Consider the following 25429-nt stretch of genomic DNA (forward strand, 5'->3'; position numbering starts at 1 on the left):
ATTTGATTTTGTAAAAGTAGTATAGGAGAAAAAGCCAAACAGATTTTCCAGAGCGTTAATAAAAGTCAATAGGAGTTTTTCTCTCTCTAAATTTAAGTTAAACTATTTTGAGAGGAGCGATGTATATGGGGATTGAGATAAGAGAAACATTTGCAAAAAAAATCCTTACAGAAGCTAAGGGGTACTTAGATGTTGGATTTACGCATTCTTTAAATCCGTATAGTGGCTGCGCATTCTCTTGCAAGTACTGCTATGTAAGAGAAATGCCGATTCAAAAATTTAAAGATATTCCTTGGGGCGAATGGTTAGAAATAAAAACAAACGCGGCAGAAAACTTCCAAAATGAAATCATAAAACTTCGTAAGCGAAATACTCCTGTGAACATCTTTATGTCCTCCGCAACAGACCCTTACCAACCAATGGAACATAAAGCGGCGATTACACGGGGGATATTAGAAGCAATGGTGGAGAATTCTCCTGATTTTCTGCAAATCCAAACACGAAGCCCACTTATTAAAAGAGATATAGATCTGTTAGTAAAATTGAAAGAAAAATGTGAAATCCTTGTTTCGATGACGATTGAAACAGATAGAGATGATGTTAGAAAGATTTTTGCTCCTCTTGCACCTGGGATACCATTGCGGTTAAACGCCTTAAAAGAGGTTCATGAGGCAGGAATAAACACTCAAGCTTCGATCTCACCTGTTTTGCCATTTACTCCTGATTTTCCGATAGTATTGGATGGAATTGTCGATCATATTTGGATCGATACTCTAAATATCGGGGATGGGGCAATGGGCAAACGTTCGGAAAGATTAGGAATGCCAACCTTATTTGAAGAACATGAATTAGCGGATTGGTATCAAAAAGACTTACATGTAAGGGTGGAAAAATATTTTAATAAGTATTTTAATAGTGAAAAAATACGAGTGTCTAAACAAGAAGCCTTCCCAATAAAAAAGAATAAGAGCTGATGTTATTTTGGTTAAACATGTAACTACAAAATTTAAAATACTAAAGCCTGCCAATGATTTTGTTTGAAACGATTGTAGATCAGAAATAATAGGGAACTTTTGGTTATCATCTAGTTCGGAAAGATGGGAAGCAGGAAAAAAGGTTACCTTAAGATATGATGAATATGAAGCATAGGGAATTATTAAGGTAATAGAAGTGAATGAAAATAAGAAGATTGTATTTTCAAGGGAAGAGGAACCCCATGAAGAAACAGTTGTTACTATTACATTAACGGAGTTGGATATTAAGTCGACTGTTATTGAAGTTACTGAATCAGGTTTCAAAGAAGAAGACTCTGAATTACTAAATAAATTAATAGGTCAAAAGAAGGCTGGGTTTATATGTTATCTTGTCTAAAGTGTTATTTAGAAAAGGGTGTGAATAATTTAAGAGCATCTTTAATTGATTAGATAAAAGTCATCTTAAGGGGCTTTCTGTATAAATACAGAGAGGCTTTTTTGTATTAGCTGTAATATCATTAGGTCAGATTAAGATCTTTTCTCTTTCAATAGTCACCATTTATGTATAGATATCTTAAGTAAGTAATTAATTTTCAAAATCACAGAGATATTAAGTTCATTGAATCAATCAGAATTATTGACGACCGATACCTCTAAAAATAAGTCACTTCGGTAGACAATGAAGCTTATTGACGACCGATACCTCCAAAAATAAGTCACTTCGGTAGACAATGAAGCTTATTGACGACCGATACCTCTAAAAATAAGTCACTTCGGTAGACAATGAAGCTTATTGACGACCGATACCTCCAAAAATAAGTCACTTCGGTAGACAATGAAGCTTATTGACGACCGATACCTCCAAAAATAAGTCACTTGGGTAGACAATGGAGCTTATTGACGACCGATACCTCCAAAAATATTCGACTTGGGTAGAAAATAAAGGATTTTGACGATTTTATACAAAAAAATCGGTTTTAATCTCTGGATTTGGATTCGGTAATAAATAATTGGTAACCGTAAATAACAAGGGCTGCTTTTTTTTATATGTTGCTTAAAACAGGAGAAATATACATTAACCTTATATGTGGGATTTACCTCAAGTACTAATAGAAAGGAAAATCATTTTAATAGGTCTTGCAATTTGTAGACTAATTTTTAATTAGGTAGACTTAACTAATAATCATTTTTGTGTGTTTTTGTTATGAATGTGAATTTGATGATATTTTTCACATAAATTTCACATTTATAACTTGTTAATGTTAAATTACTATTCTATTGTATAATTGTGGAGTTATGAAAACGAAAGGAGATCTAAAATGCTGCCAGTTGAGAGACAGAAACATATAATGTCATGGTTAAAAGAGGAAGGAACCCTTTCCATAGCAGAAATTAGTAAACGTTTTAATGTCTCTGAGATGACTGTATATAGGGATATAAAGCCCCTATTAGAGGAAAATAAAATTAATAAAACGTCAGGTGGAATATCCTTACTATCCCATTCAGCCGTTCCGTCCCATTCTTGTACATACTGTTTAAAGGAATTGAATAATCGGCATCCTATGCAAATAATCACGATTCATCAAACAATGGAACAATTTTGCTGTCCGCACTGTGGTTTATTAAGATATAAAGATATTGAAAATAATGTATCCCAAATTATTTGCCGTGACTTTCTGCAGCATACTACGATCAGTGCCAAATTGGCCTATTTCATATTAGATGCCGATTTTCATTTAAATTGCTGCCAACCGCAAGTGTTAACCTTCGATTCGTTAAAATATGCAGAGCAATTTCAAAAGGGCTTCGGTGGAACCATCCTTCAATTCGATCAAGCAGTGGAAGAGGTTTCGAAAAGAATGAACAGTAATATCGGCTGTGGGTGTCATAAATAGAAAGGAGGTGCTGGGTTGAAACAGATGAAAAACAGCATCCTGCTTATAACAGTCTTGTACCTTTTTCTATTTTTATGTCCTTCATTCGCTTCTGCGCATGCTTACATACTTAAATCAACCCCTTATGAAAACGAGATCGTAGACCAAGCACCACAAAAGGTAACGATTGAATTTGATGAGACCATTCAAGCATCGTTCAATTCTTTAGAGGTGTTTGATTCAGCAGGGAATCGGGTTGATCAGAAAAATGGGCGGATTAATCCTAAAAATCCTTCCATTATAGAAACAGATTTAGCAAAAAATCTTCCTAATGACACATACAGCATAAAATGGCGGGTTGTATCTAGTGATGGACATCCTGTTGAGGGAGTGATTCCATTCCAAGTAGGAAATGGCGATTCCACTCAGGACAGTTCGGATACAAATAAAGAATCAAAAGGATATATCCCGCAATTGGACTTGATTATCATTCGTTGGCTTCATTATTTAAGTAATGCGTGTTTGGTAGCTATGCTCTTATTCTATCTTTTTGTCTTGCCTAAGGAATTACGGGAAAATGCTAGGGTTAGCGGTACTTTGGGTAAATTATTAAAACTTTCTTTGATTACTATATCCATTAGCATTCTTTTGAGTTTGCCGCTACAGGCAACCATAGAATCAGGATTATCGTGGAGTAAGGTTCTAGGGATTAAAGTTCTAATCGATATGTTAACGAAAACATTCTTTGGGGAAATATGGATTATACAAATCACGAGTTTGGTTTTCTTATTCTTCTCTAGCTATTTGCTAATAAAGAAAAGATTTCATTCTTTATGGGTGTGGATTTCGTTTATTATTGGAATAGGATTGTTATTGACCAAGGCATTTACTAGTCATGCGTCCTCTTCCACCAACGTCTTAATCACCGTTTCCATCGATTTTATCCATTTACTTTCTGCCTCCATCTGGATTGGAAGCTTAATCGTTTTGGCTGTATTGATCCCTCTTAGTCGAAACGTGGATACAAAGGGACTTTATTTAGATACGATTCGAACATTTTCCAAGTGGGGAATCTTGTTAGTCATTGTATTAACCTTTACAGGCGTTTATGGCAGCTTTTCATACTTTCCTAATCTTCGAACACTCCTAACGACTAATTACGGCAGAGTATTGTCCGGAAAGATTATTCTGCTTGGTATCATGATTATTTTTGCGGCAGTTAACTTTGTAAAAGGGAAGCGAAATAAGGAAAAAGGACTGCCAGCCACTTTATGGGGAGAATTAATGGCTGGCGCGGTTGTTTTAGTTCTATCTGTTTTATTAACTAATTTACCAACTGCCATGTCGTCTCCCGGTCCATTTAAGGAAACCAAAACGGTAAAACAGGAGAGTAATATTACCTTTAAAGCATCCCCTAATGTCATTGGGGAAAATACCTTTGTCTTATCATTAAAAGACAAACATGGTCAGCCAATTAAGGATATTGAACAAGCAACCCTTACATTTACCTCTCTAGAGATGGATATGGGGGAAGCCACGAAAACATTAGTGAAAGTTAAGGAAGGGATCTATCAAGGAAAAGGAATGAATTTCAATATGGCAGGACGATGGAATGTTCATATTCATATCCTGACCAAGAATTTAGAAACACTTGATACGGACTTCAAAGTGTTCGTTGGCAGTCAATAAATACTATATAGAGGAGATATGATTATGAAAAAAACTATTAAAAAGATTACTAAAGTGGTTTTACCAACGGTGTTAGGTTTATTTCTGTTCTCAAGTGTGGCAAGTGCCCATGTGACCGTTATGCCAAAAACGTCAACTACCGGGGCATGGGAAACGTATACGGTGAAGGTTCCCGTAGAAAAAGAAGTACCAACCACGAAATTCACGCTAAAAGCACCTGCAGGGGTGGAGATTATGTCCTATCAACCCGTCCCTGGCTGGAACTATTCTGCTGATAAAGACACTAGTGGCAAGGTAAAATCATTTACCTTTGAAGCAGCTGGAGAAGGGATTTTACCAGGTCAATTCCAGCAATTTACCTTTGTGGCGAAGAACCCTGATAAGGCTGCCGATATCGCTTGGGATGCATACCAATATTATAAAGATGGAAGTATCGTGGAATGGACAGGTGACGAATCGGCCAAAACCCCACATTCTATAACCGCTATTGTGGCTGGTGCGTCAACAGATGAACATCATGAGCAAGCTGCAACAGAAGATACTAACACTGACGAAACAAAAGCAGCCGAGGCTGAACAATCTAATTCTCTTCCACTTATCTTATCGATTGTTTCTGTTGTTCTTTCACTAGCTGCACTAGTCTTTGCGATTCGAAAAAAATAACTAAAAACCCAAAAAACCTGTTCATCTGTTGAACAGGTTTTTTCATATTAGTTCACGTTGATCACGAAGGGAACCGTCAGAATATGTCCATTGACGTTAAACTGACCCCAGACTTTGTAAACTCCCTTGGTTGGGAAATAAGTCATAAATACCACTTTTGGACCTTTTGCTTTCGGGTATAATGGGTGGATATGCATGAACTGTTTTACGTCCCTATCAATTGCAACCGAATGTCCAACCGTACCTAAATACTGTTTTAGATTTTTTATCGGCTTATTTGACGCTGCATTATATAAGGTGAAGTTCATATCGATATTTTTTTTGGCAGTTGGTTTCTCATCAAAAGAAAGTGTTACCTTTGTTCCATCAATGATTTTGGTGAGAGTTGTGTCAGGTTCAATCGGAACTGCAGCAGGCGGAATACCTTGGACCATTATCCAGTGATCTTCAATACTATAATCACTAGCCCCCACGGGTGTCATTTCAGCAATGAGCTTATAATCCCCACTAGCAGGAAACTTGGTCGTAATTTCGAATATTCCATTTCCCTTAAAAGTGGGATGAATATGGGCGAAGTAAGATAGGTCCTTACTTACCACCACTAAATGCATTTTTTTCGTGCTTACCGTTTCAAATTCCTTAATCGGCTTATTATGTTTGTCCTTAATTAGGATGGAGATTGTTACTGGCTGGTTAGCTGTTATACTATCTGGTGTAGACCATTCTGAGAGTGTTTCATTTCCGCTAACTGGCTTCATATTCATCATTTGCTTTTTATCCGTATTCATTGGGACTCTGGCGGCACCACAAGCAGATATCAATAAACAACTAATGAATAAGGGTACTAAAAAAATTTTTTTCAAAAGAAATACCCCTCTCAAATATTTTACACAATATAGAGTTTAGATTAAAGATTCAGTTTACTTATATCATAGCATAGTAAATGTGAGACTACTAAATGTAGGATATGTTGGGGAAGAAAAAGTGAACTCTGTGGAAAATTTAAGAGACCTTATAAGACGTTGTTTGTAACAGGTGAAATGTTTTATAATGGAATAGTTTGGATATCATTTCCTGTTCTATTAAACTAATTTAGAAGAATACTTAGGGGTGAGCATATGGACGATTTAGTGATTTGGGGAATTTTAGGAGTAGGCCTTTTATTAATGAGCATCATAAGTGCAATTAGTCAGTTAAGAAGTGAACTTACCCGTGTAAACAATACGTTAAATAAAATTGCTAAACAAGTTGGAGTTCCCGATGAAGTTACAGCGGATATACAAAAAGAATTAATAAGCCTTATTGCAGAGGGTAAAACGATTAAAGCCATTAAAAGATATCGGATGGTCACAGGACATGGTTTAAAGGAATCCAAAGAATATGTGGATTCCTTAACGAGAACGATCGGATGATTTTATTATCTTTAATTTTTAGATGGCGTTACTTTTTTATGCAAATCATAAGGAAGGTAGGGAACTTTTTTAGGATTAAAGTTAATTCCATCTGAAGAATAGACTTCTACCGTTAACCTGTTTCCGACAGTTTTTGCTTGAATCAAAATAGGTTGATTGTATTTATTTGTAAAAACAAAATCTGGTCCATCCCAACTAACGGTAGCATCTCGTCCAGGTGGGATATAAGAAACTTGTCTGCTGTGTGAAAAACGTTTAATAATGTTTAATCCTGCATTATCCACTGCGTTAAAAAGGGTAGATGATACTTGACAAATTCCTCCACCAATATCTTCTGAATATTCGCCTCTTTTGATGACAGTGGCGGGCAAATATCCTTTTTCTGTGGTTCTTTTTCCCACTACTTGATTAAAAGAAAAGGTTTCACCTGGAAAAACCACAAAATTATTAATGGCATTTGTAGCAAGATAAATATTATTGGTTCTTTCTTTATTATAGGAATTGAAGGATGTTACATATTTTCCGATTTTTTCTTTTCGAATAGCTTCAAGTAATTCACTGTCAACTTTAGGATAAATGGTTTGTAAGGGGAGCTCTAATTTAGATGTACCCTTGTTAAAATAATACGCATAAACTCTTTCTGTGAAAATCTGGCGGTGTAAACGGTATCCAGCTTGTTCTGGTAACATATTTCCTCTTTTATCAATCAAAGCATTTTTAGGCTCTTTAGTCACTTGTTTGTCAAGATTATCCATACATTTATTTAATTGTTCTGTATTTATCAAGGGTAATTCAGGAATGTTCATCGATAAATTTGTACAATTTTCGACGGATAAAGGCAGCCCATTGTTTGTGATTGATAATTGATTTGACATCATATTCACTGGATGAGATAAAATAAATAGCCCAAGTAACCAAGTAAAATTCATATATAGACAACCTCCCATTTCTATTATGGGCAGAAAGATTCCTTTCATGTAGTGGCTGAATGAATAATTAATGGTAATATTTTAAGTAAAAAATTAAAAGAGATGGAGAAAGCGTCGATGCATAATTGGAAGCTTTTAATTGCAGGAATGATCGTTTTATTATGTGCTTGTAGTCATCAAAATGAGCCCAAGAATCAAACAATTCCGGACAAGGCCCTTCATAAGGAGGTTAATAAAGCAATACTTCCAAAGGTTGACCATATTTTGATTGTTGTTGAAGAAAATCACTCTAAAAGTCAGATTGCAGGTAATTCATCCGCACCTTATATGAATTCATTAATGAAGCAAGGAGCAAATTTCACGAATTACCATGCCATCCAACATCCGAGTCAGCCCAATTACTTGGCTTTATTCTCAGGATCGAATCAAGGGGTAACGAATGATAAAATTCCCCGTTCAAAATTCTCTACAGACAACCTTGCAAGTGAATTAATTGAAAAGAATTACTCTTTTAAGGGGTATTCGGAAGGGATGCCGTCAGTCGGCTATGATAGGGAGTCGGCAGGAAACGGATATGCTCGAAAGCATAATCCTTGGACAAACTTCACAAATATTCCTTCAGAGGCTAATCAACCATTGGAAAATTTTCCGAAGGATTTTTCTCAATTACCAACAGTTTCATTTGTCATTCCAAGTCTCGATAATGACATGCATGACGGTACGATTAAGGAAGCTGATCAATGGTTAAAAGAACACATCGATCCTTATGTCCAATGGGCAAAAAACCATAATAGTCTTTTGGTTGTTACTTGGGATGAAGATGAAGGATCAGATAAAAATATCATACCGACCTTCTTTGTCGGGCCAATGGTAAAATTAGGGGAATATGATACAGATGTTAATCATTTTAACTTATTAAGAACAGTAGAAGATATATACGGGCTATCCCATACAGGCAAGGCCAAAACTAGTAAACCTATCATGGAAATATGGAAGTGAAAAAAGTATTAATATTAAGGGCGGTCTTTTTGGACGGCCCTTAAACGCTATTATTCCTCGTAAAAAGGTAATTTGATTTTTAGCTCAATTATTTGATTTTTATAATCCACATGTAATGTTCCATGATGAAGCTCGATTATACTTTTGGTGATAGCTAATCCTAATCCAGCTCCAGATTTATTCGAAGATCGTGATGTATCTACCCGATAAAAACGATCAAATAATCTTGTAACCTCTTCTTTGGTTAAGGTTTCACATGCATTTGAAACAGATATTTGAACTGAATGTTTGTTTTTTATCATTTTCACATAAATGTTTCCAGGAGGAGTACTATATTTCATTGCATTAGTTAACAGATTTTCTAACGCTCTGACCATTTGATTTGGATCAACTTTCATCATTATTTGTTCTTTTGGGATATCGCTACTAAACATAACATGATTATCTTTAGCGATAGGATCAAGTTCGTCTATTAGCTGTCTGATCATTTGATTTATACTAACTTTTTCTTTTTTTAGCTGAACACCCTCATAATTTAACCGGGTAAAATCAAATAAATCCTCAATTAACTTTTTTAATTGTTCCGATTTTCCGTAAGCGATATCCACGTATTCATCTAATTGTGTTTGGTTTTTGTATTGATGGTCTTTCACTAGTCTCAAATAACCCATAATCGACGTTAACGGCGTGCGTAAATCATGGGAAACATTTGTGATAAGCTCATCCTTTAATTTTTCCGTTTGTCTTTGCCTTTCAATCATTTCGTTTAATTCGGAAGCCATATAATTTATATTGGTTGCAAGAGACCCCAATTCATCTTTACTTTTCTCCCGAATTCTATAGTGTAAATTTCCTTTTGCTATTTCCATTAAACCTAATGCAATCTCCTCGATTTCTTTCATTTTCCTTTTGGTGATTAGATAAAAACAGAGAATAAACGTAACCAGACCTAAAATATAGGGGGTAACACCGGTTTCTTTTATATAAACAGTTGTGGATTTAGGGACTCCACTTACAATGATATAGTTCTTTCCACCATTTAGAGTTATCGAATAAAGCTTTGTAATAGTGGGGTGTTCATCATGATCTTTTCCAACCAAAGTCTTTTGGGCATTTGTCATCACATTTTCAAGATTGATTTGTGTATCACTTATTCCTTTGGACCTGTAGAGGACCTTACCGTCTGAATTGGTAATAAGTGTATTGAGATTGTATTTTATTTTAGGTTTATTGATTAAATATTGAATTAATTCCGTTTTTGTTAATTGGTAGACGGACTTCCCATCGTACGGGACCATTACCCATTCTTCGTTTCCTTTTGTATAGGTGGGAGAACGTTTAAGGAACTTCTTCTTGAAAGCTGGATCCTCATTCCCTAATTCTAATATGAGTCCGTTTATATCTTGATTCATTTCATTAAATTGATTGGCCAAATCTCGTGCGCTTTCGTCAATCGTTACGACCCCTTCTGTAAAATCAAGTCTGCGATCTTCATTAACAAAGAAGGGACTTGCCGCTAAACCAACAAGTGTCGAGATAAGGATACAAAAAGCAAACGCTAATATTACCTGTATTCGTATGCTTGTCTTCACTACATGGACTAGTTTATCAAAATAGTTGCCACTCGGAAGGAAGGGGATCAACTGTTTCTTATTGTTCAATTTTATAGCCGACCCCCCAAACTGTTTTTATATAACGAGGTGTTCGCGGATTATTCTCAAGTTTCTCCCGCAAATTTCGAATGTGAACCATTACGGTATTTTCTGATTCATAAAAGGGTTCATTCCATACCCGTTCATAGATTTTTTCTGTACTAAATACGACACCAGGGTTGCGAGCTAAAAGTTCCAAAATGGCAAATTCCCTAGGTGTTAGCTTTATTTCTCTTCCTTCTACAGCTACCTCGTGCGTAGAAACGTTAATCAATAGCTCATCTAGGGAAATGATATCCATCCGTTGGACCGTATTTGGTTGAGGGTTTCCATCCATTTGATTAAAACGAAGATAACGACGGAGCTGTGACTTAATTCTTGCCACTAATTCCAACGGTTGAAACGGTTTTGTGACATAATCATCCGCTCCTGTCGTTAAGCCCATGATCTTATCCATATCCTGTGATTTGGCAGATAACATTATAATAGGAACATTTCTGCTTTCTCTGATTTTTAAACATGCTTGAATACCATCTAAACGAGGCATCATGATGTCTAATACCACCAAATGTATAGTGTTTTCTTCTAGGAGAGTTAACCCCTCAATTCCGTCTGCAGCTTTTAATACGTTATATCCCTCATTATTTAGATAAATCCCGATTAAATCACGTATTTCTTTTTCATCATCAATAATTAGAATGGTTTCTTGTGGCATGTAAACCTCTCCTTCCTAATGGCTAAAGTTTACTCTAATCCTCTTAAGAAAAAACAATAGAATTTCTGAAGTTTTTCTTAAGATTTACTTTTACTTTTAAGAAAATCTTCAGAAGGAAGCGCAGATTTCCTTAAGAAGTTTTTTGTAACATACAGACAGACGAGGAGGAGTTCGGAAATGAATAAGAAATCGAAAATAGTTGGCATGCTTTGTTTTTTGCTGAGTATACCAGCGATGATGCTGATTTATCCCTATTTAAACACACCCACTCGCGGTATTCACACGCTCGTTACGAGTTTAGATAAAGCTATTCCGGTTGTGACATTATTTGTGGTTCCCTATGTTGCATGGGTTGGTTACTTAACCATAACCTTACTATATTTTTGTTTCAAAGATTCTACACTGGCGTTTAAAACGATTCTTGTTTTTGACCTGGGATTACTAGTTTGCTTTACCATTTATTATTTTTATCAAACGGTAGGTCCTGTACGCCCTGATATAACAGGTGATGATCCCCTTTCTACAATTTTGCAGTATGTTTATAAGATTGATCAACCTTACAATTGCTTTCCAAGTATTCACGTTATGAGCAGTTATTTAATGATCCGAGCGATACGTAACAGTTCACTCTCAAACAGATGGATCAAATGGAGCATTGTTTGTTTCTCAACTTCTATTATCTTTGCCACATTGTTTATTAAACAACATGTGATTATGGATGTAGTAGCCGCGATTGTTTTGGTTGAATGGTTATTCAAAATAGTAGAACTTGTCCATAGTTGGATATTATTGCCGAAACGGTCAGTAAAACCTGTTGCCAAAAAATCCTATTTAATATAGCCATTTTTGCGAGTTACCACAGGGTAATGTGGGAAAGTCGATACCTCATAGAAAAAATCACACAACTTAAAGGAGTGGAGATCAATGAAAGCAGTAAATAAAGATAAAGTGTTAATTCTTACCGGTAATTATGGTGATGGCCATATTCAAGTAGCCCAAGCTTTACACGACGCAATACAGATTAGATATCCGGCATTAGAGCCTGTGATCTTTGATTTTATGGAATGGGTCCATCCATATTCCAATCAGTTCAGCCGTTTCATTTACCTCCAGGGAGTAAAAAAATTCCCCCAAGTATATGGCTTTATCTATCAAAAAACACGAAAAGTAAACAAACTATCCAATGTGATGAAGACCCTTTTATCTACAGGCGTCGGCCGCATGCTTAAGTTAATCGAAGAAGTACAGCCCAAAGTCGTAGTCAGCACTTTTCCTTTGGCAGCGGCAGTCATGTCAAAGTTAAAATCATTAGGTTTAACTGACATTCCTACTGTTACAACCATTACGGATCATACCGATCATAGCTGCTGGATTTATCCTTTTACTGATCATTATATTGTAGGATCTACTATTGTCCGTGATTCACTAATTAAATTAGGGGTTGAAGAGAATCGGATTTCAAATACGGGGATCCCGATTCGACAGCAATTTTCTCAATCCTTTCAACGAGAGGAAATTATCGAGAAATACGGTTTAGATCCACATATTCCAACCATTTTAGTGATGGGAGGCGGTTGCGGCATGATTGGGGAGGGGAATTCCACCCTTCAGGAGATCGATGCATTACCAAACCCTATTCAATTAATTATTGTTTGTGGACATAATGATAAACTTCGTATGCAATTACAGGAAAAGCTAAAGGATTCCAAACATCGCATTCATCTCACTGGTTATATTCATTACGTTCATGAAATAATGGCCATTTCCGATCTTATGATCACTAAGCCAGGAGGAGTGACTACTTTTGAAGGTATCGCAATGGAATTACCGATGCTACTTTATAAACCGATTCCTGGACAAGAACAGGATAATGCAAAATTTTTAGTACGTTCAGGGGTGGCGCTTCAAGCTGAAACTGGTCGAGATTTGCTCGATCATTTATCGAAAATATTAAGTAATAAAAATCTACTTCAACAGATGAGAGACAATTCAAAACAGTTTCATCCAAAAGAATCTGCTTTTGCCTCAGTAGAAGTAATCATGAAAACCAAAGAAGTCAACAACAGTATGGACGAACTAGTATATACGTTTGGTTACTAAGTTAAGAAGGAGGTGAAATATGGAAAATATCATATTAGCATTAAACAAGGATAAAAAGTCTCTGGCAGCTCATTTTCTTTCGATGGGAGGTTTGATAATCTTCTTACTTTTCACAGGATTATATATATATTTTCTTCATACAGGAGCAGCAAAAATATGGCTTGAATCCGTTCGTAATCTTGGATTATTTGGGATAATCATAGGTATCTTCATTCAAACGGTGGTAAATGTCATACCTGCTCCCGGCGAATTCATCTCACTTTTTCTTATTGAAATATATGGTCCAGTTGCAGGTGGCATTTATTCTTGGATTGGCGGGATCTTAGGGGCACTACTTGCATATCATCTAGCCAATTGGATTGCTCGACCTATAATAGAACCATTGGCAAAACCTTATATGGAAAAAGTACAAGTTTGGCTGCAAAAACAGGGTGATATAGGACTTTTGATTATTCGCTTTGTACCATTGGTTCCTTATCATTTTATCAACTATACGGCAGGTATATTGAGAGTAAATAAAAGAGCCTTTACATGGTCGACCGCTTTAGGGATATTGCCTTATACGATATCTGTAAGCTGCCTATTTGCAGGGGTTCGTCATGGGAAATTGATTCCATTTATACTCGGCGGCTGTCTGTTTATTTTGTCTTCTGTCATAAGTATTGTCATGAAAAAAAGATGGAATAAGTTCATATAAAATATTTATTAATATGAACCCTTACAAGACAAAAACGAAGAGAAGAGGACAGGAAATGTTAAATATTATTTTAGTTGTGTTGTGCTTCCTAACACTTTATTGGTTCGTTCCATTTCTACTTACTGCCGGTGCAGGTATCGGGGTTTTAAAGAGGAAGGATGCTTCTGAAAGAATTGCTTTTACTTTTGATGATGGTCCAAATCCCATTTATACACCGCAGCTATTGGATTTGTTAAAGAAAAATAAGATAAAAGCCACATTTTTTGTCGTTGGTTTTAAAGCGGAAAAATACCCAGAGTTAATTACGAGAATGCATGCCGAAGGACACTTAATTGGCATGCATAATTATGTGCACAAATCTAACTGGCTGCTGGCTCCTTGGACGGTTCGCCAGCATTTAACGAAGACCGCATCGATCATTGAAAAAATTACAGGAGAGTGTCCTATCTATTATCGTCCGCCTTGGGGATTATTAACTTTATTTGATTTTCTATTAATGAAACAATACCAGATTATTCATTGGTCAGTAATGGCGGAAGATTGGCGCAGTAATGGCGGCAGTGAAAAAGTAGAAAACAGACTGTTACGGGATATAAAAAAGGGAGATGTTGTCCTTCTGCATGATTGTGGAGAAACCGCTGGGGCTGATGTGGATGCACCGATCAATACCATTACTGCGTTAAAAAAAGTATTTAAAGAATTATCAGGCCTTGGGATCTCTTGTGTAAGAATTGATGAATTATAGATTGATAAAAGAATTTAGAAACGAGGAAATACGATGAACTATAAATTATTTCAAGCAATTAATCAAGCTGCGGGTCATCACCCTTTTATTGATGGGTTGATGGTTTTTGTTACACAAAACGCATTAATCATTTATGCTGTTGCTTTACTTCTCATGTGGATTTTTGGAAAAGATAAATATAAAAATACAGTGGTTTTGGCGACCATCACAGGGGTTCTAGGGTTATTCATTAATTTCGTCATCGGTCACATTTATGTTGAACCTCGTCCATTTGTATCCCACCACGTTAATCTATTAGTGGATCATTCTTCAGATGCATCCTTCCCAAGTGATCATGGAACAGGGGCATTTTCATTATCTCTTGCCATCTTATTGCGTCATCGTAAATTGGGAATAGGTATGATTTTATTCGCTGTTTTAACAGGTTTTTCACGTATATACGTTGGACATCATTACCCTTTTGATATACTTGGAAGTATGTTTGTAGCAATAATCGTTAGCACAATTGTCTATAAAATCAGCCCGATATTACATCCATTTTCAAGAAGTATTATCAATCTTTATAATCGAATTCCATTAGGGGCTAAAAATCTACAAAATAAAAGGAAAACGAAAAATTTTTAACTGAGGCGGGTATAACTATATAATGTCACAATTCATTCAAACTTTATTTGACTGGCTTTCAAGTCAAGGTTACTTTGGAATAGCTTTAGGTTTAATGGTCGAAGTAATTCCAAGTGAAATCGTATTATCCTATGGTGGTTATTTAGTTTCAATTGGGAAAATTTCATTTATCGGAGCGTTGCCGCAGGAATGGTTGGAGGAATTATTGCCCAGTGGTTCTTATATTGGATAGGAAGATACGGGGGAAGACCCTTTCTTGATAAATTTGGTAAATATATATTAATTCGTTCGTCCCACATAGATCTTGCCCAACATTGGTTTAGCAAATACGGATCCGGGGTTATTTTCACTACTCGTTTTATTCCAGTTGTGAGACATGCTATTTCTATTCCAGCCGGTATAGCAAAAATGTCATTTACAAAATTCAGCTTATATACACTTTTGGCCATCATTCCGTGGTCAAGCCTTTTTATTTACCTTGGCATGCACTTAGGCGGCCGATGGGAACAAATTAATCAGGCTGCAAAACCATTTGTTACTCCCGTAATCTTTATCGCAATAGTGATTACTCTTTTTTATCTGTGGATTAAAAAAAGGAAGAGAAGAAATAAGCTATAAAACTGATATCATTAAGTCTAGAGTTTCATTATTTTTTCACATTTCTTTTTCAATCGATTATATCCGAAAAACGAGGAATATTATTATGAAATTAAAATCACATCTAGCCATTGCATTTGTCATTAGTGTTATTTGTATTGTGGGCTTTAGTTTGATGTCCCTATTGATCAGCGATCATAAGATCGTTCACTTTGACACCATAGTAATAGGTGCTGTCCAAGGAATGGAATCGCCAACTCTGACAAGTGTAATGAAATTTTTTACTTTTATTGGGTCTGCACCTTTTGTTATTGTCATGAGCATCGTGATATTGTTTTTTCTCTATAAAGTACTACAGCACCGGGTAGAATTAATTTTATTTATTGTTACAATCATAGGCTCTGCGGGCTTAAATGGACTTTTAAAACATTTGTTCCATCGAATTCGTCCTAACTTACATCGCCTAATTGACGTAGGAGGATATAGTTTTCCCAGTGGACATGCCATGAATGCCTTCAGTGTTTATGTCATTATAACGTTTCTGTTATGGCGTCATATTCCAAGAAAATGGGGGAGAACCCTTCTAATACTATTTAGTTTTTTCATGATCCTGGCCATTGGGGTCAGTCGAATTTACTTAGGAGTGCATTATCCAAGTGATATTGTTGGGGGTTATTTCGCCAGTGGCTTCTGGTTAACGGCAGCTATTTGGACTTTCCAATTTTATAAAGAAAGGCGGAACAAGCTAAGACATTATTCAAACTAACATGAATAATTAGATTAAAAAACTGACTCAAAAAGTGTGATTTCCCATCTTTTGAGTCAGTTTTTTGTTATTGAGTATTAGTTTGAGTTAGTTGAGAATACGTTTTTCACCTTGAATTTCCTGAATGGAGCTAATATTTTGCGTGAATTCAAGTGTTCCCACATATGCACCAGCTTCATCTCTTACAGCAAAATAGCGGATGTACACGTATTTATCTTTAAATTTAATATAGAAATCTTCGCAATCTTTGATACCTGCTTTAAATTCTCGTAATAATTGTTCAACGGCATGAACACTCTTTGGTGGATGACAGTTTTGTACGGTTCTGCCAATCACCGCTTTGGTACGAGCAAAGATTCTTTCTTTTCCGTGCGAGAAATAGCGAACGACATCATCTTGGTCGATAAAGGTAATATCAACAGGTAAATGGTTTAGCATAAGTTCTAACTGTTTTAGTGATAAAATACCTGTTTCTAACCGAATATATCCTTCGGTTAATGCATTTTCTTCAATCTGTTTTCGCTCAGGCTTCCATACACCCACAGGTTCAGTTAGACAAAAACCAATTTCATCACTCTCATGAGCAATTTTCACCCATTCGTCTTCGGTTAAGGTTTGCAATGCCATTGGAAATAAGATGTTTTCCTCTTTAAAGATCATTTCACTGACTTCTCGGATGACAAAATATAAGGCTTCTATTACGGATTGTTTATCACCGTCATAGTTCGTTATTTTCTCTTTTGCCTCTTTAATGGCGGCTCGGATTCCGTCATCAACTCCCCACATCACTTGAGTAGGGCCCATAATTCCGTACTTTTCTAAATAAGGGAAGAGTAAATTCTCTTTCCTGCTGTAATGTTTGTCGATGTCTAGTAATAGATTTAAATCTTCTAGTAACTTAAACTTGTTTTCCTCAGTGTCTGCTTTTTCGAAACGGTCGAAATGGAGCTGGAGTTTAAAGTTTACCAATCTATCAATCTCTTTATTCTCTAATTTAAAGGTATGGATGGGGTGTCCAGGCTGTTCTTCAGGCTTATCGGTGCGATGTATTTCCTCAATAGAACCTTTAAAAATGGCTGTATGAACTGAGCATAGACGCTGCACTTCTGCGACCGGAATTCCTTCTTCCTCCATTAGTGTTTGTTCTAATTTAGATATCTCTGCCACAGAAATGCTACCTGCTGCTTCTTCAAAACGAGCCTTTACTTCCTCGACACTTTTGCCGTTGTGCAGATCTTTAATAATTTCCTTTAAGGCTGCTTGCCGCGCTGATTGGGTAATGGTTTCTTGTTCACGGTTATTGATGATTTCACTCATGATTTATTCTCCTCTACTGGTTGATTGTAAATCCATTTTTTTCTAAGGTCTCAATTACTTTTTCTATGGGTATTCCTTTCATCCGGCAGCCATTTGGCAATGTCATAACACGTCCGGCCGTTTTTAGCATATTTGGATTCGTTATATTCTCAAAACCAAGTTCCTTCATAATCGGGATGATTTCGGGATACTCGGCACATAATTGATAAACGGGTAGTTGAATATTCATTATTTTTGGCATTCTTTTCACTCCTTGAAGTGGGTGATAACTTTTCTCAATAGGAATATAACATAGGATAGCTTCTAAAATTGTGATTCGAGTCACAATTTTATCCATAAATGTTAAGTTTGTGTGTCCCACAACCAAATATCTATATTATTTTTTGGACAGTCTACTGTTTGTTTTAAGAATGGACAGCGTAAAAAGTGGATATTTTTATTACATTGGATGGAAAATGTATTATTCTGCACTAACCTATCCGGTACACCAGGTAGATTAGAGGTGGGACCAAATACTATTTTCAAATTAATAAAAACACTAATTGACAATCATTATCATAGGAAATATTATATATATATAGGTGAAACTGAAATTCATTATCAATTAAAATTCATTTACATTAAGGGGGACCCTATGGGAAAGAAATTATTCCTTTTCATATCTATCATTCTACTAATCTTTGGAATAGGGGTACATAATCCCGTTTTTGCAGTGGGAAATACAATGGAAGATATGAAAAAGGCTGAAGTATCAGTTGATCAAGCTCTCGATTTAGCTTCTAAAGGGGACCTCTCGGGAGCAGAAAAGGCTTATGATCAATTTAACAAAACCTGGAGACAAATTGAAGAAGGGATTAAAGCTGATTCGGCCACAGCCTATCGTGATATTGAATCAAATATGGGAAAGGTCGTTTACTCCTTTACTATAAAAAAACCAGATCAAGTTTTAGTGGCTTTACAGGATTTAAAAGCTGTTAACGAAAAATTTGCTAATGGAGTCTATCCAAAAGAAGCAGGTTATAAGAAAAAAGACATATCTTTAGATGATTTTATCTTACTTTTACAAGAAACCAAAAAGAAGATAAAGGAACAAAATCAAAATGAAGCACTTGAGGGAATAAAAAATGCTAGTGATAGATGGTTAAGCGTTGAGGGGGTTGTCGTTGCCCAATCAGCCGCGGTATATAGTGATTCGGAAAGAGATTTGGTTACCATTCAAGCCATGCTTTCTGATAATCCGCCAAATTACGACCAAGCTAATAGAGTCATAGATAACATGGTTAAATATTTAACTCCTCTGGCTAATAAATCTCAATATACTTATTGGGATGCAGCCATGATTTTAATTCGGGAAGGTTTAGAAGCACTACTAGTCGTGATTGCGCTTATGTCCTTTGTGAAAAAGTCCGGAGAAGGTAAGGGAATAGGCTGGATTTGGACTGGTGTATTATCAGGACTCGGAGTTAGTGTAATCCTTGCAATCATAGTTAAATTCGTCATATCGTCCGGCGCTTTTGGTAATAATAATGCCCTTATTGGTGGGTGGACAGGAGTTTTTGCAGCTGTCATGTTACTTTATATGAGCTATTGGCTGCATAGTCAATCCAATATTGCTGATTGGAATCGATATATTCGAGAAAAAAGCCAAACAGCTTTAACCACAGGTAAACTTGTTTCTCTAGGAGTATTAGCCTTTCTTGCAGTATTTCGTGAAGGAACTGAAACAGTCTTATTTTACATCGGAATGGCAAGTCAAATAAAACTTCAATCGTTGTTAATTGGCTTTCTTATTGGTGCTGCGATATTAGGAATCTTAGCGTATTTAATGGTATTTGTAGGCTTGAAATTACCATTACGCCCATTCTTTATGGTTTCAAGTATCATCGTATTTTACCTTTGTATTAAGTTTACCGGTATGGGTATTCACAGTCTACAGCTAGCAGGGTTAATTCAAACAACGAATACATCAAGTATCCCAAGTATAGGATTTTTTGCACTCTATCCTTCATGGGAAAGCACCATTCCACAAGCAATTCTTGTTGTAGGTGCTGTTATCATTATTTTATCTAAAAGATTGAAAAACAAAAAACTTATTACCATAAACAAAAAAACACATGAAAGTAGGCAGTTATCATGAAAAAAATAACATCTATGGTTTTAGCAATCGGACTTGGAGGATCCTTAATATTAGCGGGTTGTAGTTCTGAAAATAGTAAGGTATCCAATGGAGTAAATAAAATGTTAGATACAACGGAAGAATTGTCAAAAGCAATTGATAGTGGCGATCAAGCGAAGGTAAAAGAAGTTGGACCGCAATTAGAGGATCAATGGTCTTCTTTTGAAGATGATGTTAAGAAAGATAACAAAGATTTATATGAGAAAATTGAAAAATATCTTGACCCAACTATTGCAGGTTCAGAAGCAGCTACGTTGGATCAAGAAACATTAGGTAACTTAAACGACCAACTTACTGATGCATTGAAAGAATTGGACGAAAAAACCAAGTAAATTATCGTAAACCTCGTAAAGGGACTTTTTGAAAAGTCTCTTTTTTGATGTATATTTAAATCCCTCACACATGGTATGATCTTCCTTTTAAAAAGTGTCGATGGAATATATTTAGAGCTGATAACTAATGATCGGAAATACAAAAGAGGCAGCATTTTCTGCCTCTTTTGTATTATAATCTTTAATTTGGTTCGACATGGACATGGACATCATAAACGTTATGTTCCTTCATTAATCTATGTTCCACCTCGGTTGCAATATCATGAGCTCTTCGAATATCCAAATTAGAATTTACTAATATGACAATGTCCACCACTACGTTGTTACCATAATTTCTCGCTTTTATATCTTTTAAACCTTTTACACCATAGGAATTAATAATAGTTTCTTTGTATAATTCTATTATTTTTTCATCGAACCCATCAGTCAAATTATGAGAAGCATCTCTAAAAATCTCCCAGCCTGTTTTACAAATAAGTAAACCAACTATTATAGCAGTTAAGGGATCCAGCCAAGGCAGCCCAAACTGTGTACCAATAATTCCAATGAATGTTCCTACGCTGACCCAGGCATCTGATAGATTATCTTTTGCCGCTGCCATAACAGATTGACTATGTACTTCACTGGCCAATTTTTTGTTATAACGATAAACAAAATACATAACCACCGCACAAAAGAGGCTTGTCCATGCAGAAATCAAATCTGGAATTTCATTTATTCCATTAAAAATGCTAGTAATCGCTTCATATGTCACCTGTATTCCAACAACCAACATAATAAATGAAGCCACCATCGAGGCAATTGTTTCAGCTTTCCAGTGCCCATATGGATGGTCATCATCAGCGGGACGCTGGGATAACTTTAAGCCCACAAGTACTGCGATTGATGCAATGATATCAGTGGTATTGTTTAACCCATCCGCTTTTAAGGCCTCAGAATTTGCCATAAGTCCAACAACTAATTTTACGGCAGACAAACAGATATAAGCAATAATACTAATTATTGCTCCCCGTTCTCCGCGTTTTAAATCCAAATATGCTTGTTCATCCATTTTTCTCACCCACTTTTTATCCTTTTTCATTATGAAACAAAATATCAAGTGGGTCTAGAGAAACCTTTTGTCGCCATGCTAACTAAGTAATAGGGCTGAAAAAAAGTTTCGTAGGGGAAACTTTTGATGAATTAAAATGTATATTCAAAAACCATTTTGTAAGTTCCTATAAGAAAAATAGTCTTAATGTATGCCCATTAAAATTTTTCTTGCTTGTCCCACAAATGTCCAATCATTCCTATAAAAATTTTCATTATATACATTATGATAGGAGGTGACTATTAAAATGAGTAATCAAAGAATGAGTAATCAAAGCTTTGTGAGATTTGCATCTGAGCTTGTAGGTGAAGAGGTAGAAGTTATTACAAATAATGAAACTTTTACAGGGACTTTGGAATATGTCGGTTCAGATCACCTTATCCTAGTAACTAGAGTAAGAGGACGTCGTGTAAGATTAGCGATTCGTATTGCACTAATTATTGCGCTATTCAGATTAGCCACTGGACGTACCTTTACTTTATAGTTTTAGTATTACCTATAAAAATTTATAAACCTATAAAGGAAGAGTGGAATTTAATCCACTCTTCCTATTTAAGTGAAGAATTTTACATCTGATACATTATTTGGAGTAAATGAAGATACATTAAAATCCCTTTCCTTAGTAAGCTTTTGAAGACGTCTTAGCGCCTCATCAAACTCTTCTTCAGACATTTGTTTAGTCGCTAGTAGAGAAGTAAGGATGGCAAATGCTATAGGAGTCGTATCAACAAATACATCAACATGTACATCTACGTCAGAATTACCGCTTTGGCCAATCGTGTTTATGTTTTCGCTTTTTATATTTATATTTTCTTCTTCAAAAGCACGGGCTTCGGAAGAGTTTGTATTATGGCTTGAGTTTAGCCAACTAGGATTATACTTGCTCTTACCCTTATATCTTTCCATATTTTCCACCTATCTTAATATAGGGTGGAACACTTTATCCCACCCTCATTTATTAAATTAGAAATCTATATCCACATTAGTAGTTTGATCTTGCTCGTTGTCTTGTTCCTGGTCAGATCTTACACGTGCATTGCTTCTGCTGTTTAATGTAATATCTACACGAGAATTTCCTGAGTTATTGATTGTAGCTCTAGCAACATTTGTATTTCTGTCCGTATTACGTACGTCTGCCTCTGCCTCTGATTCTGAACGATTGCGAATATCATTTTCTAAATCAGTATTTACATCAACATTTACATTTGTGTTAGTGTTATTACGGCGGTTTCTACCTGAATTTGCCATATTAATATTTTCTCTCCTTGTCATTTTGTAATTTCTTTCATATTTTTTCACTAGAGTTTCGAGTTACTGTTTGTAAGAATATCTCTTAAAAATTAAACTCCTTTCCCTTTTTCTACAAACATCTTATTCCAATATTTGTGTTATGGTATGGACAAGTTACCGAGGACAAACACCCATTATGCTGATAAAAAATGAAAATAAAATGGAGAACTAATGATACAAGGAAATAAGTGTTAATTTTTTTAAAGAATGTCATAATGATTTGGCTTATATAACGAGACACTGGCGGTCGAATGAGAAATGGTATAAATGCCCATAATAAATATATATAAGGCTTAAAGGATGATTCCTATGATTTATATTTATAATGATTACGCTGGGACACATACGACCTCATTGGCTGCTGCTTATCATTTAAAACAATTACCTCAATCGGAAAGAAAATTAACCTCCGAAGAAATATTGAATGTAAAATATTTTAATAAACTTACAAGACAGGATTTTGGTAAACTTCTTTACCATGGGGATGATGAGGATGGCAACTCCGTTTTTACCATTGGATGCAAACGGGACAAACTGGCTGTACCAGCAATGAAAGAACTGGCATTATTACTACAAGGAAAATATCATCTTAATGAAAAAATAATTTTCTCCCATACATCGCCAGCTGTTCCATTGCCGATGTCGCTTGGTGGATTTTTTTCGAGAGGTTTGAAAATTGACTTTATTGGTGTACCGTTGTTATTGATCGGTGCTAAGCAATGCTGTGATAATATTTATCGATTGGTTGAAAACACGAAACAGATTGGCAGGACCTCTTTTAATGAAAATGTAATTATTTTAGAAAATGGAATGTATAAGTAAGCAGCACCAACATATTTTTTAGTCGTCCAATGAACTTCTCATTGGATTTTTCTTATTAAAATAAAACAATAAAACATAATCCTTCAATGAACTTGTGAATAAAATTAAGAAAAGGGGGATACTAATTTGAAAAAAATTGCTTATTTATTAGCCGGACTAATTATTATTTTTGGTTTAGCAGCATGTAATCATCAACAAGATGAAACAACCAATCAAGATTCAACAACCTCACAAGCACACGATCAAAGTGTGAACAAAGATCAGCCAACTTCACCTGCAGAAGGTGGAACAACCGATCAAGATCAACCAACCACGCCGGCTCAAGAGGGAACAACAGACCAAGTACAACCGACTTCACCTGTGCCTGAGAAAAAAGTCTATCAAAACAATGTGTTTAAAGATGTAGTTGTAACAGAGTCAGAGGATAAAATCGAGGTTAAAGGAAAAGCACAGGTATTTGAAGGGGTATTTCAATATGCACTTTATGATGGGGAAAACGTATTGGTTGAAAATAAATATCAAACAGACGGGGCACCAGCATGGGGAGAATTTGAACTCACTTTTGAAAAACATTTGGTATCTTCAAATGAAGTCAAACTGGAACTATTTATATTTTCGGCAAAAGATGGTTCAAAAGAAAACACTTTAGAAATACCCATTCCAAAACCAAATTAATTTTCAAAAAAAACAAAAAGTACCTGTCATATCAACCTGACCGCTACGGGTACTTTTTGTGTTTAACATAGAATCCAACTAACTATTAATAATTCGTGGCCGATCCTCCATCTGAGGAGGTTCCTCAAACCATCCATTATTCATCATTAATTCAAGCCCTTCATGACCATAAAGATAGACATCTTTTGCTAATAATGACATTTTCATGGTGATATCGTTTCGAAGACAAAACATTGCCCCAAAGCTGCCCCCAACAAGACCAAATCCGTTTAACAGGCATATGCAATACATCATCAGTTTTTCAGAAAAAGGGGCAACTTTTGAGGTGGTTACAATACTTCCGGAAGTAGCAGAAACATGTACATTTGCTTCTAATAAAATTTCTTCATATGTTTGGATTTGTTTTTTGGCAAGCTCTAACCCCTTAACAAAATACTTTTTAACCTTTTTGTTTTCAGCACATTGGGCAAACCCAGTAATCAGTTGCATACCAATGTTATTTGTTTCAATTCCGTGATGTATAATCCCTAACTCAATAGCATTTAACGACCTTTTGTCACCAAAGGGCTTAAACCCTTTCAGATATTTATCATTTTTGACAAACTGAGTTGTTTTTGGCAGTGTCATGTTAGGAGGAAGGGTCAAGATGCCTTTATTCAGTAAATAAACGGTGGCTAATTTATAGATCTTATCAGTGACTGTCGTGAGTCCTTCGTAGATTCCCATTACATCTTTTCGATAAGCCATATTCATATTTATCGAATATAACCCCATACTTACTTCTTTCAGAATACGAAGAAACATAATGTCAAATCCATTATCATATAGTTTTGGTGCTTCCAAGTTTACATCTTCATTTCTAAAACCAATTGGAATGACCATACCTTCCTTTTCAAATAAAGATTCGATTTCAATAACAAAGAAATGTAATTCCTGCCACAAGCCGCCCATGAGATTTCTTGCTTCTTGGTCATCACTCTTCGCCATAAAATATTCTAAGATTCTAAGGATCATTGTTTTTTCTTGATAGGTAAGCCATAGTGTTCCTACTTCCGAGGCACTTATAGGGTTTTTATTCTCCAAACCTTTTACCTCCATTTTCATATATTTTTCCTTTTTATTGAAATGGTTAAATGATTGATTTACTCGACATATGTTATTAGTTAAGTCCAGCACAAATTGTTATGTAATATTAACTAATGTTCCCATTTTTTTATTCAATATGAAAAACGGACTAAATATTAATTGATATTTTTTAAAATCAATGTGATGAATGGAGAATGCTATCGTG

The 25429-nt window shown here is 35.6% G+C and carries 27 protein-coding genes and 2 pseudogenes; 19 read left to right on the plus strand and 10 right to left on the minus strand.

Features of this window, described 5'->3' with window-relative positions; translation table 11 throughout:
* The first annotated feature begins 125 nt into the window (after positions 1–125).
* From M3226_RS19865 to M3226_RS19885, 5 genes and pseudogenes are all read left to right on the plus strand, one after another.
* Entirely contained in the window at positions 126–974 is an 849-nt protein-coding gene (locus M3226_RS19865; protein ID WP_251568599.1) for an SPL family radical SAM protein, read from the plus strand.
* Between the two features lie 4 nt (positions 975–978).
* A pseudogene (locus tag M3226_RS32800) lies at positions 979–1424 on the plus strand (SRPBCC domain-containing protein).
* Positions 1425–2293: 869 nt separating this feature from the next.
* Positions 2294–2869 carry a DeoR family transcriptional regulator gene (locus M3226_RS19875; RefSeq protein WP_251568602.1) on the plus strand — a complete coding sequence of 192 codons (576 nt, stop codon included), beginning with the start codon at positions 2294–2296 and terminating at the stop codon, positions 2867–2869.
* A gap of 24 nt (positions 2870–2893) precedes the next feature.
* Positions 2894–4537 (plus strand): copper resistance CopC/CopD family protein, encoded by a 1644-nt coding sequence (locus M3226_RS19880; RefSeq protein ID WP_251568910.1) that lies wholly within the window; start codon positions 2894–2896, stop codon positions 4535–4537.
* A gap of 24 nt (positions 4538–4561) precedes the next feature.
* On the plus strand, positions 4562–5200 hold the full coding sequence (locus M3226_RS19885; protein ID WP_251568611.1) for a YcnI family copper-binding membrane protein: 639 nt from the start codon (positions 4562–4564) through the stop codon (positions 5198–5200).
* 47 nt (positions 5201–5247) lie between these two features.
* Here M3226_RS19885 and M3226_RS19890 read toward each other — a convergent pair whose 3' ends face one another.
* A complete protein-coding gene (locus M3226_RS19890; RefSeq protein WP_251568619.1) occupies positions 5248–6063 on the minus strand; it encodes a hypothetical protein in 816 nt (271 codons plus the stop codon).
* A gap of 255 nt (positions 6064–6318) precedes the next feature.
* On the opposite strand from M3226_RS19890, the gene M3226_RS19895 reads away from it, so the two are divergent.
* Positions 6319–6612 (plus strand): hypothetical protein, encoded by a 294-nt coding sequence (locus tag M3226_RS19895; RefSeq protein WP_251568621.1) that lies wholly within the window; start codon positions 6319–6321, stop codon positions 6610–6612.
* Positions 6613–6623: 11 nt separating this feature from the next.
* Here M3226_RS19895 and M3226_RS19900 read toward each other — a convergent pair whose 3' ends face one another.
* Positions 6624–7541, minus strand: a complete 918-nt coding sequence (locus tag M3226_RS19900) for a VanW family protein (RefSeq protein WP_251568628.1) — start codon at positions 7539–7541, stop codon at positions 6624–6626.
* A gap of 117 nt (positions 7542–7658) precedes the next feature.
* Here M3226_RS19900 and M3226_RS19905 point away from each other — a divergent pair, with 117 nt between their 5' ends.
* Positions 7659–8540, plus strand: a complete 882-nt coding sequence (locus tag M3226_RS19905) for an alkaline phosphatase family protein (protein ID WP_251568630.1) — start codon at positions 7659–7661, stop codon at positions 8538–8540.
* A gap of 50 nt (positions 8541–8590) precedes the next feature.
* On the opposite strand, the gene M3226_RS19910 is transcribed toward M3226_RS19905, so the two are convergent.
* Positions 8591–10201 carry a HAMP domain-containing sensor histidine kinase gene (locus M3226_RS19910; RefSeq protein WP_251568632.1) on the minus strand — a complete coding sequence of 537 codons (1611 nt, stop codon included), beginning with the start codon at positions 10199–10201 and terminating at the stop codon, positions 8591–8593.
* Positions 10191–10907, minus strand: a complete 717-nt coding sequence (locus tag M3226_RS19915) for a response regulator transcription factor (RefSeq protein WP_251568635.1) — start codon at positions 10905–10907, stop codon at positions 10191–10193. Before M3226_RS19915 ends, M3226_RS19910 begins: the two co-directional genes overlap by 11 nt.
* 177 nt (positions 10908–11084) lie before the next feature.
* Between M3226_RS19915 and M3226_RS19920 the strand changes: the two genes are divergently transcribed.
* The 7 genes and pseudogenes from M3226_RS19920 to M3226_RS19950 all read left to right on the plus strand — a co-directional run bounded on the left by M3226_RS19920 (position 11085) and on the right by M3226_RS19950 (position 16436).
* Complete coding sequence (locus tag M3226_RS19920) at positions 11085–11747, plus strand: phosphatase PAP2 family protein (protein WP_251568643.1); 663 nt, start codon at positions 11085–11087, stop codon at positions 11745–11747.
* An 84-nt stretch (positions 11748–11831) separates the two neighbouring features.
* A complete protein-coding gene (locus M3226_RS19925) occupies positions 11832–13007 on the plus strand; it encodes an MGDG synthase family glycosyltransferase (protein ID WP_251568645.1) in 1176 nt (391 codons plus the stop codon).
* A 19-nt stretch (positions 13008–13026) separates the two neighbouring features.
* On the plus strand, positions 13027–13704 hold the full coding sequence (locus tag M3226_RS19930) for a TVP38/TMEM64 family protein (RefSeq protein WP_251568647.1): 678 nt from the start codon (positions 13027–13029) through the stop codon (positions 13702–13704).
* Between the two features lie 55 nt (positions 13705–13759).
* Entirely contained in the window at positions 13760–14449 is a 690-nt protein-coding gene (locus M3226_RS19935; protein ID WP_251568649.1) for a polysaccharide deacetylase family protein, read from the plus strand.
* Positions 14450–14482: 33 nt separating this feature from the next.
* Positions 14483–15073 carry an undecaprenyl-diphosphatase gene (locus tag M3226_RS19940; RefSeq protein ID WP_251568651.1) on the plus strand — a complete coding sequence of 197 codons (591 nt, stop codon included), beginning with the start codon at positions 14483–14485 and terminating at the stop codon, positions 15071–15073.
* Positions 15074–15095: 22 nt separating this feature from the next.
* Positions 15096–15691, plus strand: a pseudogene (locus tag M3226_RS19945) (DedA family protein).
* A gap of 85 nt (positions 15692–15776) precedes the next feature.
* The gene (locus M3226_RS19950) at positions 15777–16436 is read left to right on the plus strand and encodes a phosphatase PAP2 family protein (protein WP_251568665.1); all 660 of its coding nucleotides are present in this window, start codon (positions 15777–15779) and stop codon (positions 16434–16436) included.
* Between the two features lie 87 nt (positions 16437–16523).
* Here the strand turns inward: M3226_RS19950 and M3226_RS19955 are convergent, their stop codons facing one another.
* The gene (locus M3226_RS19955; RefSeq protein WP_251568683.1) at positions 16524–17753 is read right to left on the minus strand and encodes a DUF438 domain-containing protein; all 1230 of its coding nucleotides are present in this window, start codon (positions 17751–17753) and stop codon (positions 16524–16526) included.
* Between the two features lie 13 nt (positions 17754–17766).
* The gene (locus tag M3226_RS19960; protein WP_251568685.1) at positions 17767–17994 is read right to left on the minus strand and encodes a DUF1858 domain-containing protein; all 228 of its coding nucleotides are present in this window, start codon (positions 17992–17994) and stop codon (positions 17767–17769) included.
* Positions 17995–18387: 393 nt separating this feature from the next.
* On the opposite strand from M3226_RS19960, the gene M3226_RS19965 reads away from it, so the two are divergent.
* Both M3226_RS19965 and M3226_RS19970 read left to right on the plus strand, forming a co-directional pair.
* Positions 18388–19890: an FTR1 family iron permease gene (locus M3226_RS19965; protein ID WP_251568693.1), complete on the plus strand. Its 1503-nt coding sequence runs from the start codon at positions 18388–18390 to the stop codon at positions 19888–19890.
* Complete coding sequence (locus M3226_RS19970) at positions 19887–20261, plus strand: hypothetical protein (RefSeq protein WP_251568701.1); 375 nt, start codon at positions 19887–19889, stop codon at positions 20259–20261. Before M3226_RS19965 ends, M3226_RS19970 begins: the two co-directional genes overlap by 4 nt.
* A 181-nt stretch (positions 20262–20442) precedes the next feature.
* On the opposite strand, the gene M3226_RS19975 is transcribed toward M3226_RS19970, so the two are convergent.
* Positions 20443–21312, minus strand: a complete 870-nt coding sequence (locus M3226_RS19975; RefSeq protein WP_251568703.1) for a cation diffusion facilitator family transporter — start codon at positions 21310–21312, stop codon at positions 20443–20445.
* A 286-nt stretch (positions 21313–21598) separates the two neighbouring features.
* Here M3226_RS19975 and M3226_RS19980 point away from each other — a divergent pair, with 286 nt between their 5' ends.
* On the plus strand, positions 21599–21835 hold the full coding sequence (locus M3226_RS19980) for a hypothetical protein (protein ID WP_251568710.1): 237 nt from the start codon (positions 21599–21601) through the stop codon (positions 21833–21835).
* 68 nt (positions 21836–21903) lie between these two features.
* On the opposite strand, the gene M3226_RS19985 is transcribed toward M3226_RS19980, so the two are convergent.
* On the minus strand, positions 21904–22257 hold the full coding sequence (locus M3226_RS19985; RefSeq protein WP_251568712.1) for a hypothetical protein: 354 nt from the start codon (positions 22255–22257) through the stop codon (positions 21904–21906).
* Positions 22258–22314: 57 nt separating this feature from the next.
* Positions 22315–22599, minus strand: coding sequence for a hypothetical protein (locus M3226_RS19990; protein ID WP_251568714.1), 285 nt, complete (start codon positions 22597–22599; stop codon positions 22315–22317).
* 351 nt (positions 22600–22950) lie between these two features.
* On the opposite strand from M3226_RS19990, the gene M3226_RS19995 reads away from it, so the two are divergent.
* Entirely contained in the window at positions 22951–23463 is a 513-nt protein-coding gene (locus tag M3226_RS19995; protein ID WP_251568716.1) for a DUF3189 family protein, read from the plus strand.
* A gap of 126 nt (positions 23464–23589) precedes the next feature.
* Positions 23590–24138, plus strand: a complete 549-nt coding sequence (locus tag M3226_RS20000) for a Gmad2 immunoglobulin-like domain-containing protein (RefSeq protein ID WP_251568718.1) — start codon at positions 23590–23592, stop codon at positions 24136–24138.
* A 78-nt stretch (positions 24139–24216) separates the two neighbouring features.
* Here M3226_RS20000 and M3226_RS20005 read toward each other — a convergent pair whose 3' ends face one another.
* Positions 24217–25221 (minus strand): DUF3231 family protein, encoded by a 1005-nt coding sequence (locus M3226_RS20005; RefSeq protein WP_251568725.1) that lies wholly within the window; start codon positions 25219–25221, stop codon positions 24217–24219.
* Between the last annotated feature and the right edge of the window lie 208 nt (positions 25222–25429).

The organism is Neobacillus cucumis (genome assembly GCF_023715505.1).

Coding starts and splice junctions, on each gene's coding strand:
- M3226_RS19865 (WP_251568599.1), top strand. CDS start 126: ATGGGGATTGAGATAAGAGAAACATTTGCAAAAAAAATCCTTACAGAA.
- M3226_RS19875 (WP_251568602.1), top strand. CDS start 2,294: ATGCTGCCAGTTGAGAGACAGAAACATATAATGTCATGGTTAAAAGAG.
- M3226_RS19880 (WP_251568910.1), top strand. CDS start 2,894: ATGAAAAACAGCATCCTGCTTATAACAGTCTTGTACCTTTTTCTATTT.
- M3226_RS19885 (WP_251568611.1), top strand. CDS start 4,562: ATGAAAAAAACTATTAAAAAGATTACTAAAGTGGTTTTACCAACGGTG.
- M3226_RS19895 (WP_251568621.1), top strand. CDS start 6,319: ATGGACGATTTAGTGATTTGGGGAATTTTAGGAGTAGGCCTTTTATTA.
- M3226_RS19900 (WP_251568628.1), bottom strand. CDS start 7,541: ATGAATTTTACTTGGTTACTTGGGCTATTTATTTTATCTCATCCAGTG.
- M3226_RS19905 (WP_251568630.1), top strand. CDS start 7,659: ATGCATAATTGGAAGCTTTTAATTGCAGGAATGATCGTTTTATTATGT.
- M3226_RS19915 (WP_251568635.1), bottom strand. CDS start 10,907: ATGCCACAAGAAACCATTCTAATTATTGATGATGAAAAAGAAATACGT.
- M3226_RS19920 (WP_251568643.1), top strand. CDS start 11,085: ATGAATAAGAAATCGAAAATAGTTGGCATGCTTTGTTTTTTGCTGAGT.
- M3226_RS19925 (WP_251568645.1), top strand. CDS start 11,832: ATGAAAGCAGTAAATAAAGATAAAGTGTTAATTCTTACCGGTAATTAT.
- M3226_RS19930 (WP_251568647.1), top strand. CDS start 13,027: ATGGAAAATATCATATTAGCATTAAACAAGGATAAAAAGTCTCTGGCA.
- M3226_RS19935 (WP_251568649.1), top strand. CDS start 13,760: ATGTTAAATATTATTTTAGTTGTGTTGTGCTTCCTAACACTTTATTGG.
- M3226_RS19940 (WP_251568651.1), top strand. CDS start 14,483: ATGAACTATAAATTATTTCAAGCAATTAATCAAGCTGCGGGTCATCAC.
- M3226_RS19950 (WP_251568665.1), top strand. CDS start 15,777: ATGAAATTAAAATCACATCTAGCCATTGCATTTGTCATTAGTGTTATT.
- M3226_RS19955 (WP_251568683.1), bottom strand. CDS start 17,753: ATGAGTGAAATCATCAATAACCGTGAACAAGAAACCATTACCCAATCA.
- M3226_RS19960 (WP_251568685.1), bottom strand. CDS start 17,994: ATGCCAAAAATAATGAATATTCAACTACCCGTTTATCAATTATGTGCC.
- M3226_RS19965 (WP_251568693.1), top strand. CDS start 18,388: ATGGGAAAGAAATTATTCCTTTTCATATCTATCATTCTACTAATCTTT.
- M3226_RS19970 (WP_251568701.1), top strand. CDS start 19,887: ATGAAAAAAATAACATCTATGGTTTTAGCAATCGGACTTGGAGGATCC.
- M3226_RS19975 (WP_251568703.1), bottom strand. CDS start 21,312: ATGGATGAACAAGCATATTTGGATTTAAAACGCGGAGAACGGGGAGCA.
- M3226_RS19980 (WP_251568710.1), top strand. CDS start 21,599: ATGAGTAATCAAAGAATGAGTAATCAAAGCTTTGTGAGATTTGCATCT.
- M3226_RS19985 (WP_251568712.1), bottom strand. CDS start 22,257: ATGGAAAGATATAAGGGTAAGAGCAAGTATAATCCTAGTTGGCTAAAC.
- M3226_RS19990 (WP_251568714.1), bottom strand. CDS start 22,599: ATGGCAAATTCAGGTAGAAACCGCCGTAATAACACTAACACAAATGTA.
- M3226_RS19995 (WP_251568716.1), top strand. CDS start 22,951: ATGATTTATATTTATAATGATTACGCTGGGACACATACGACCTCATTG.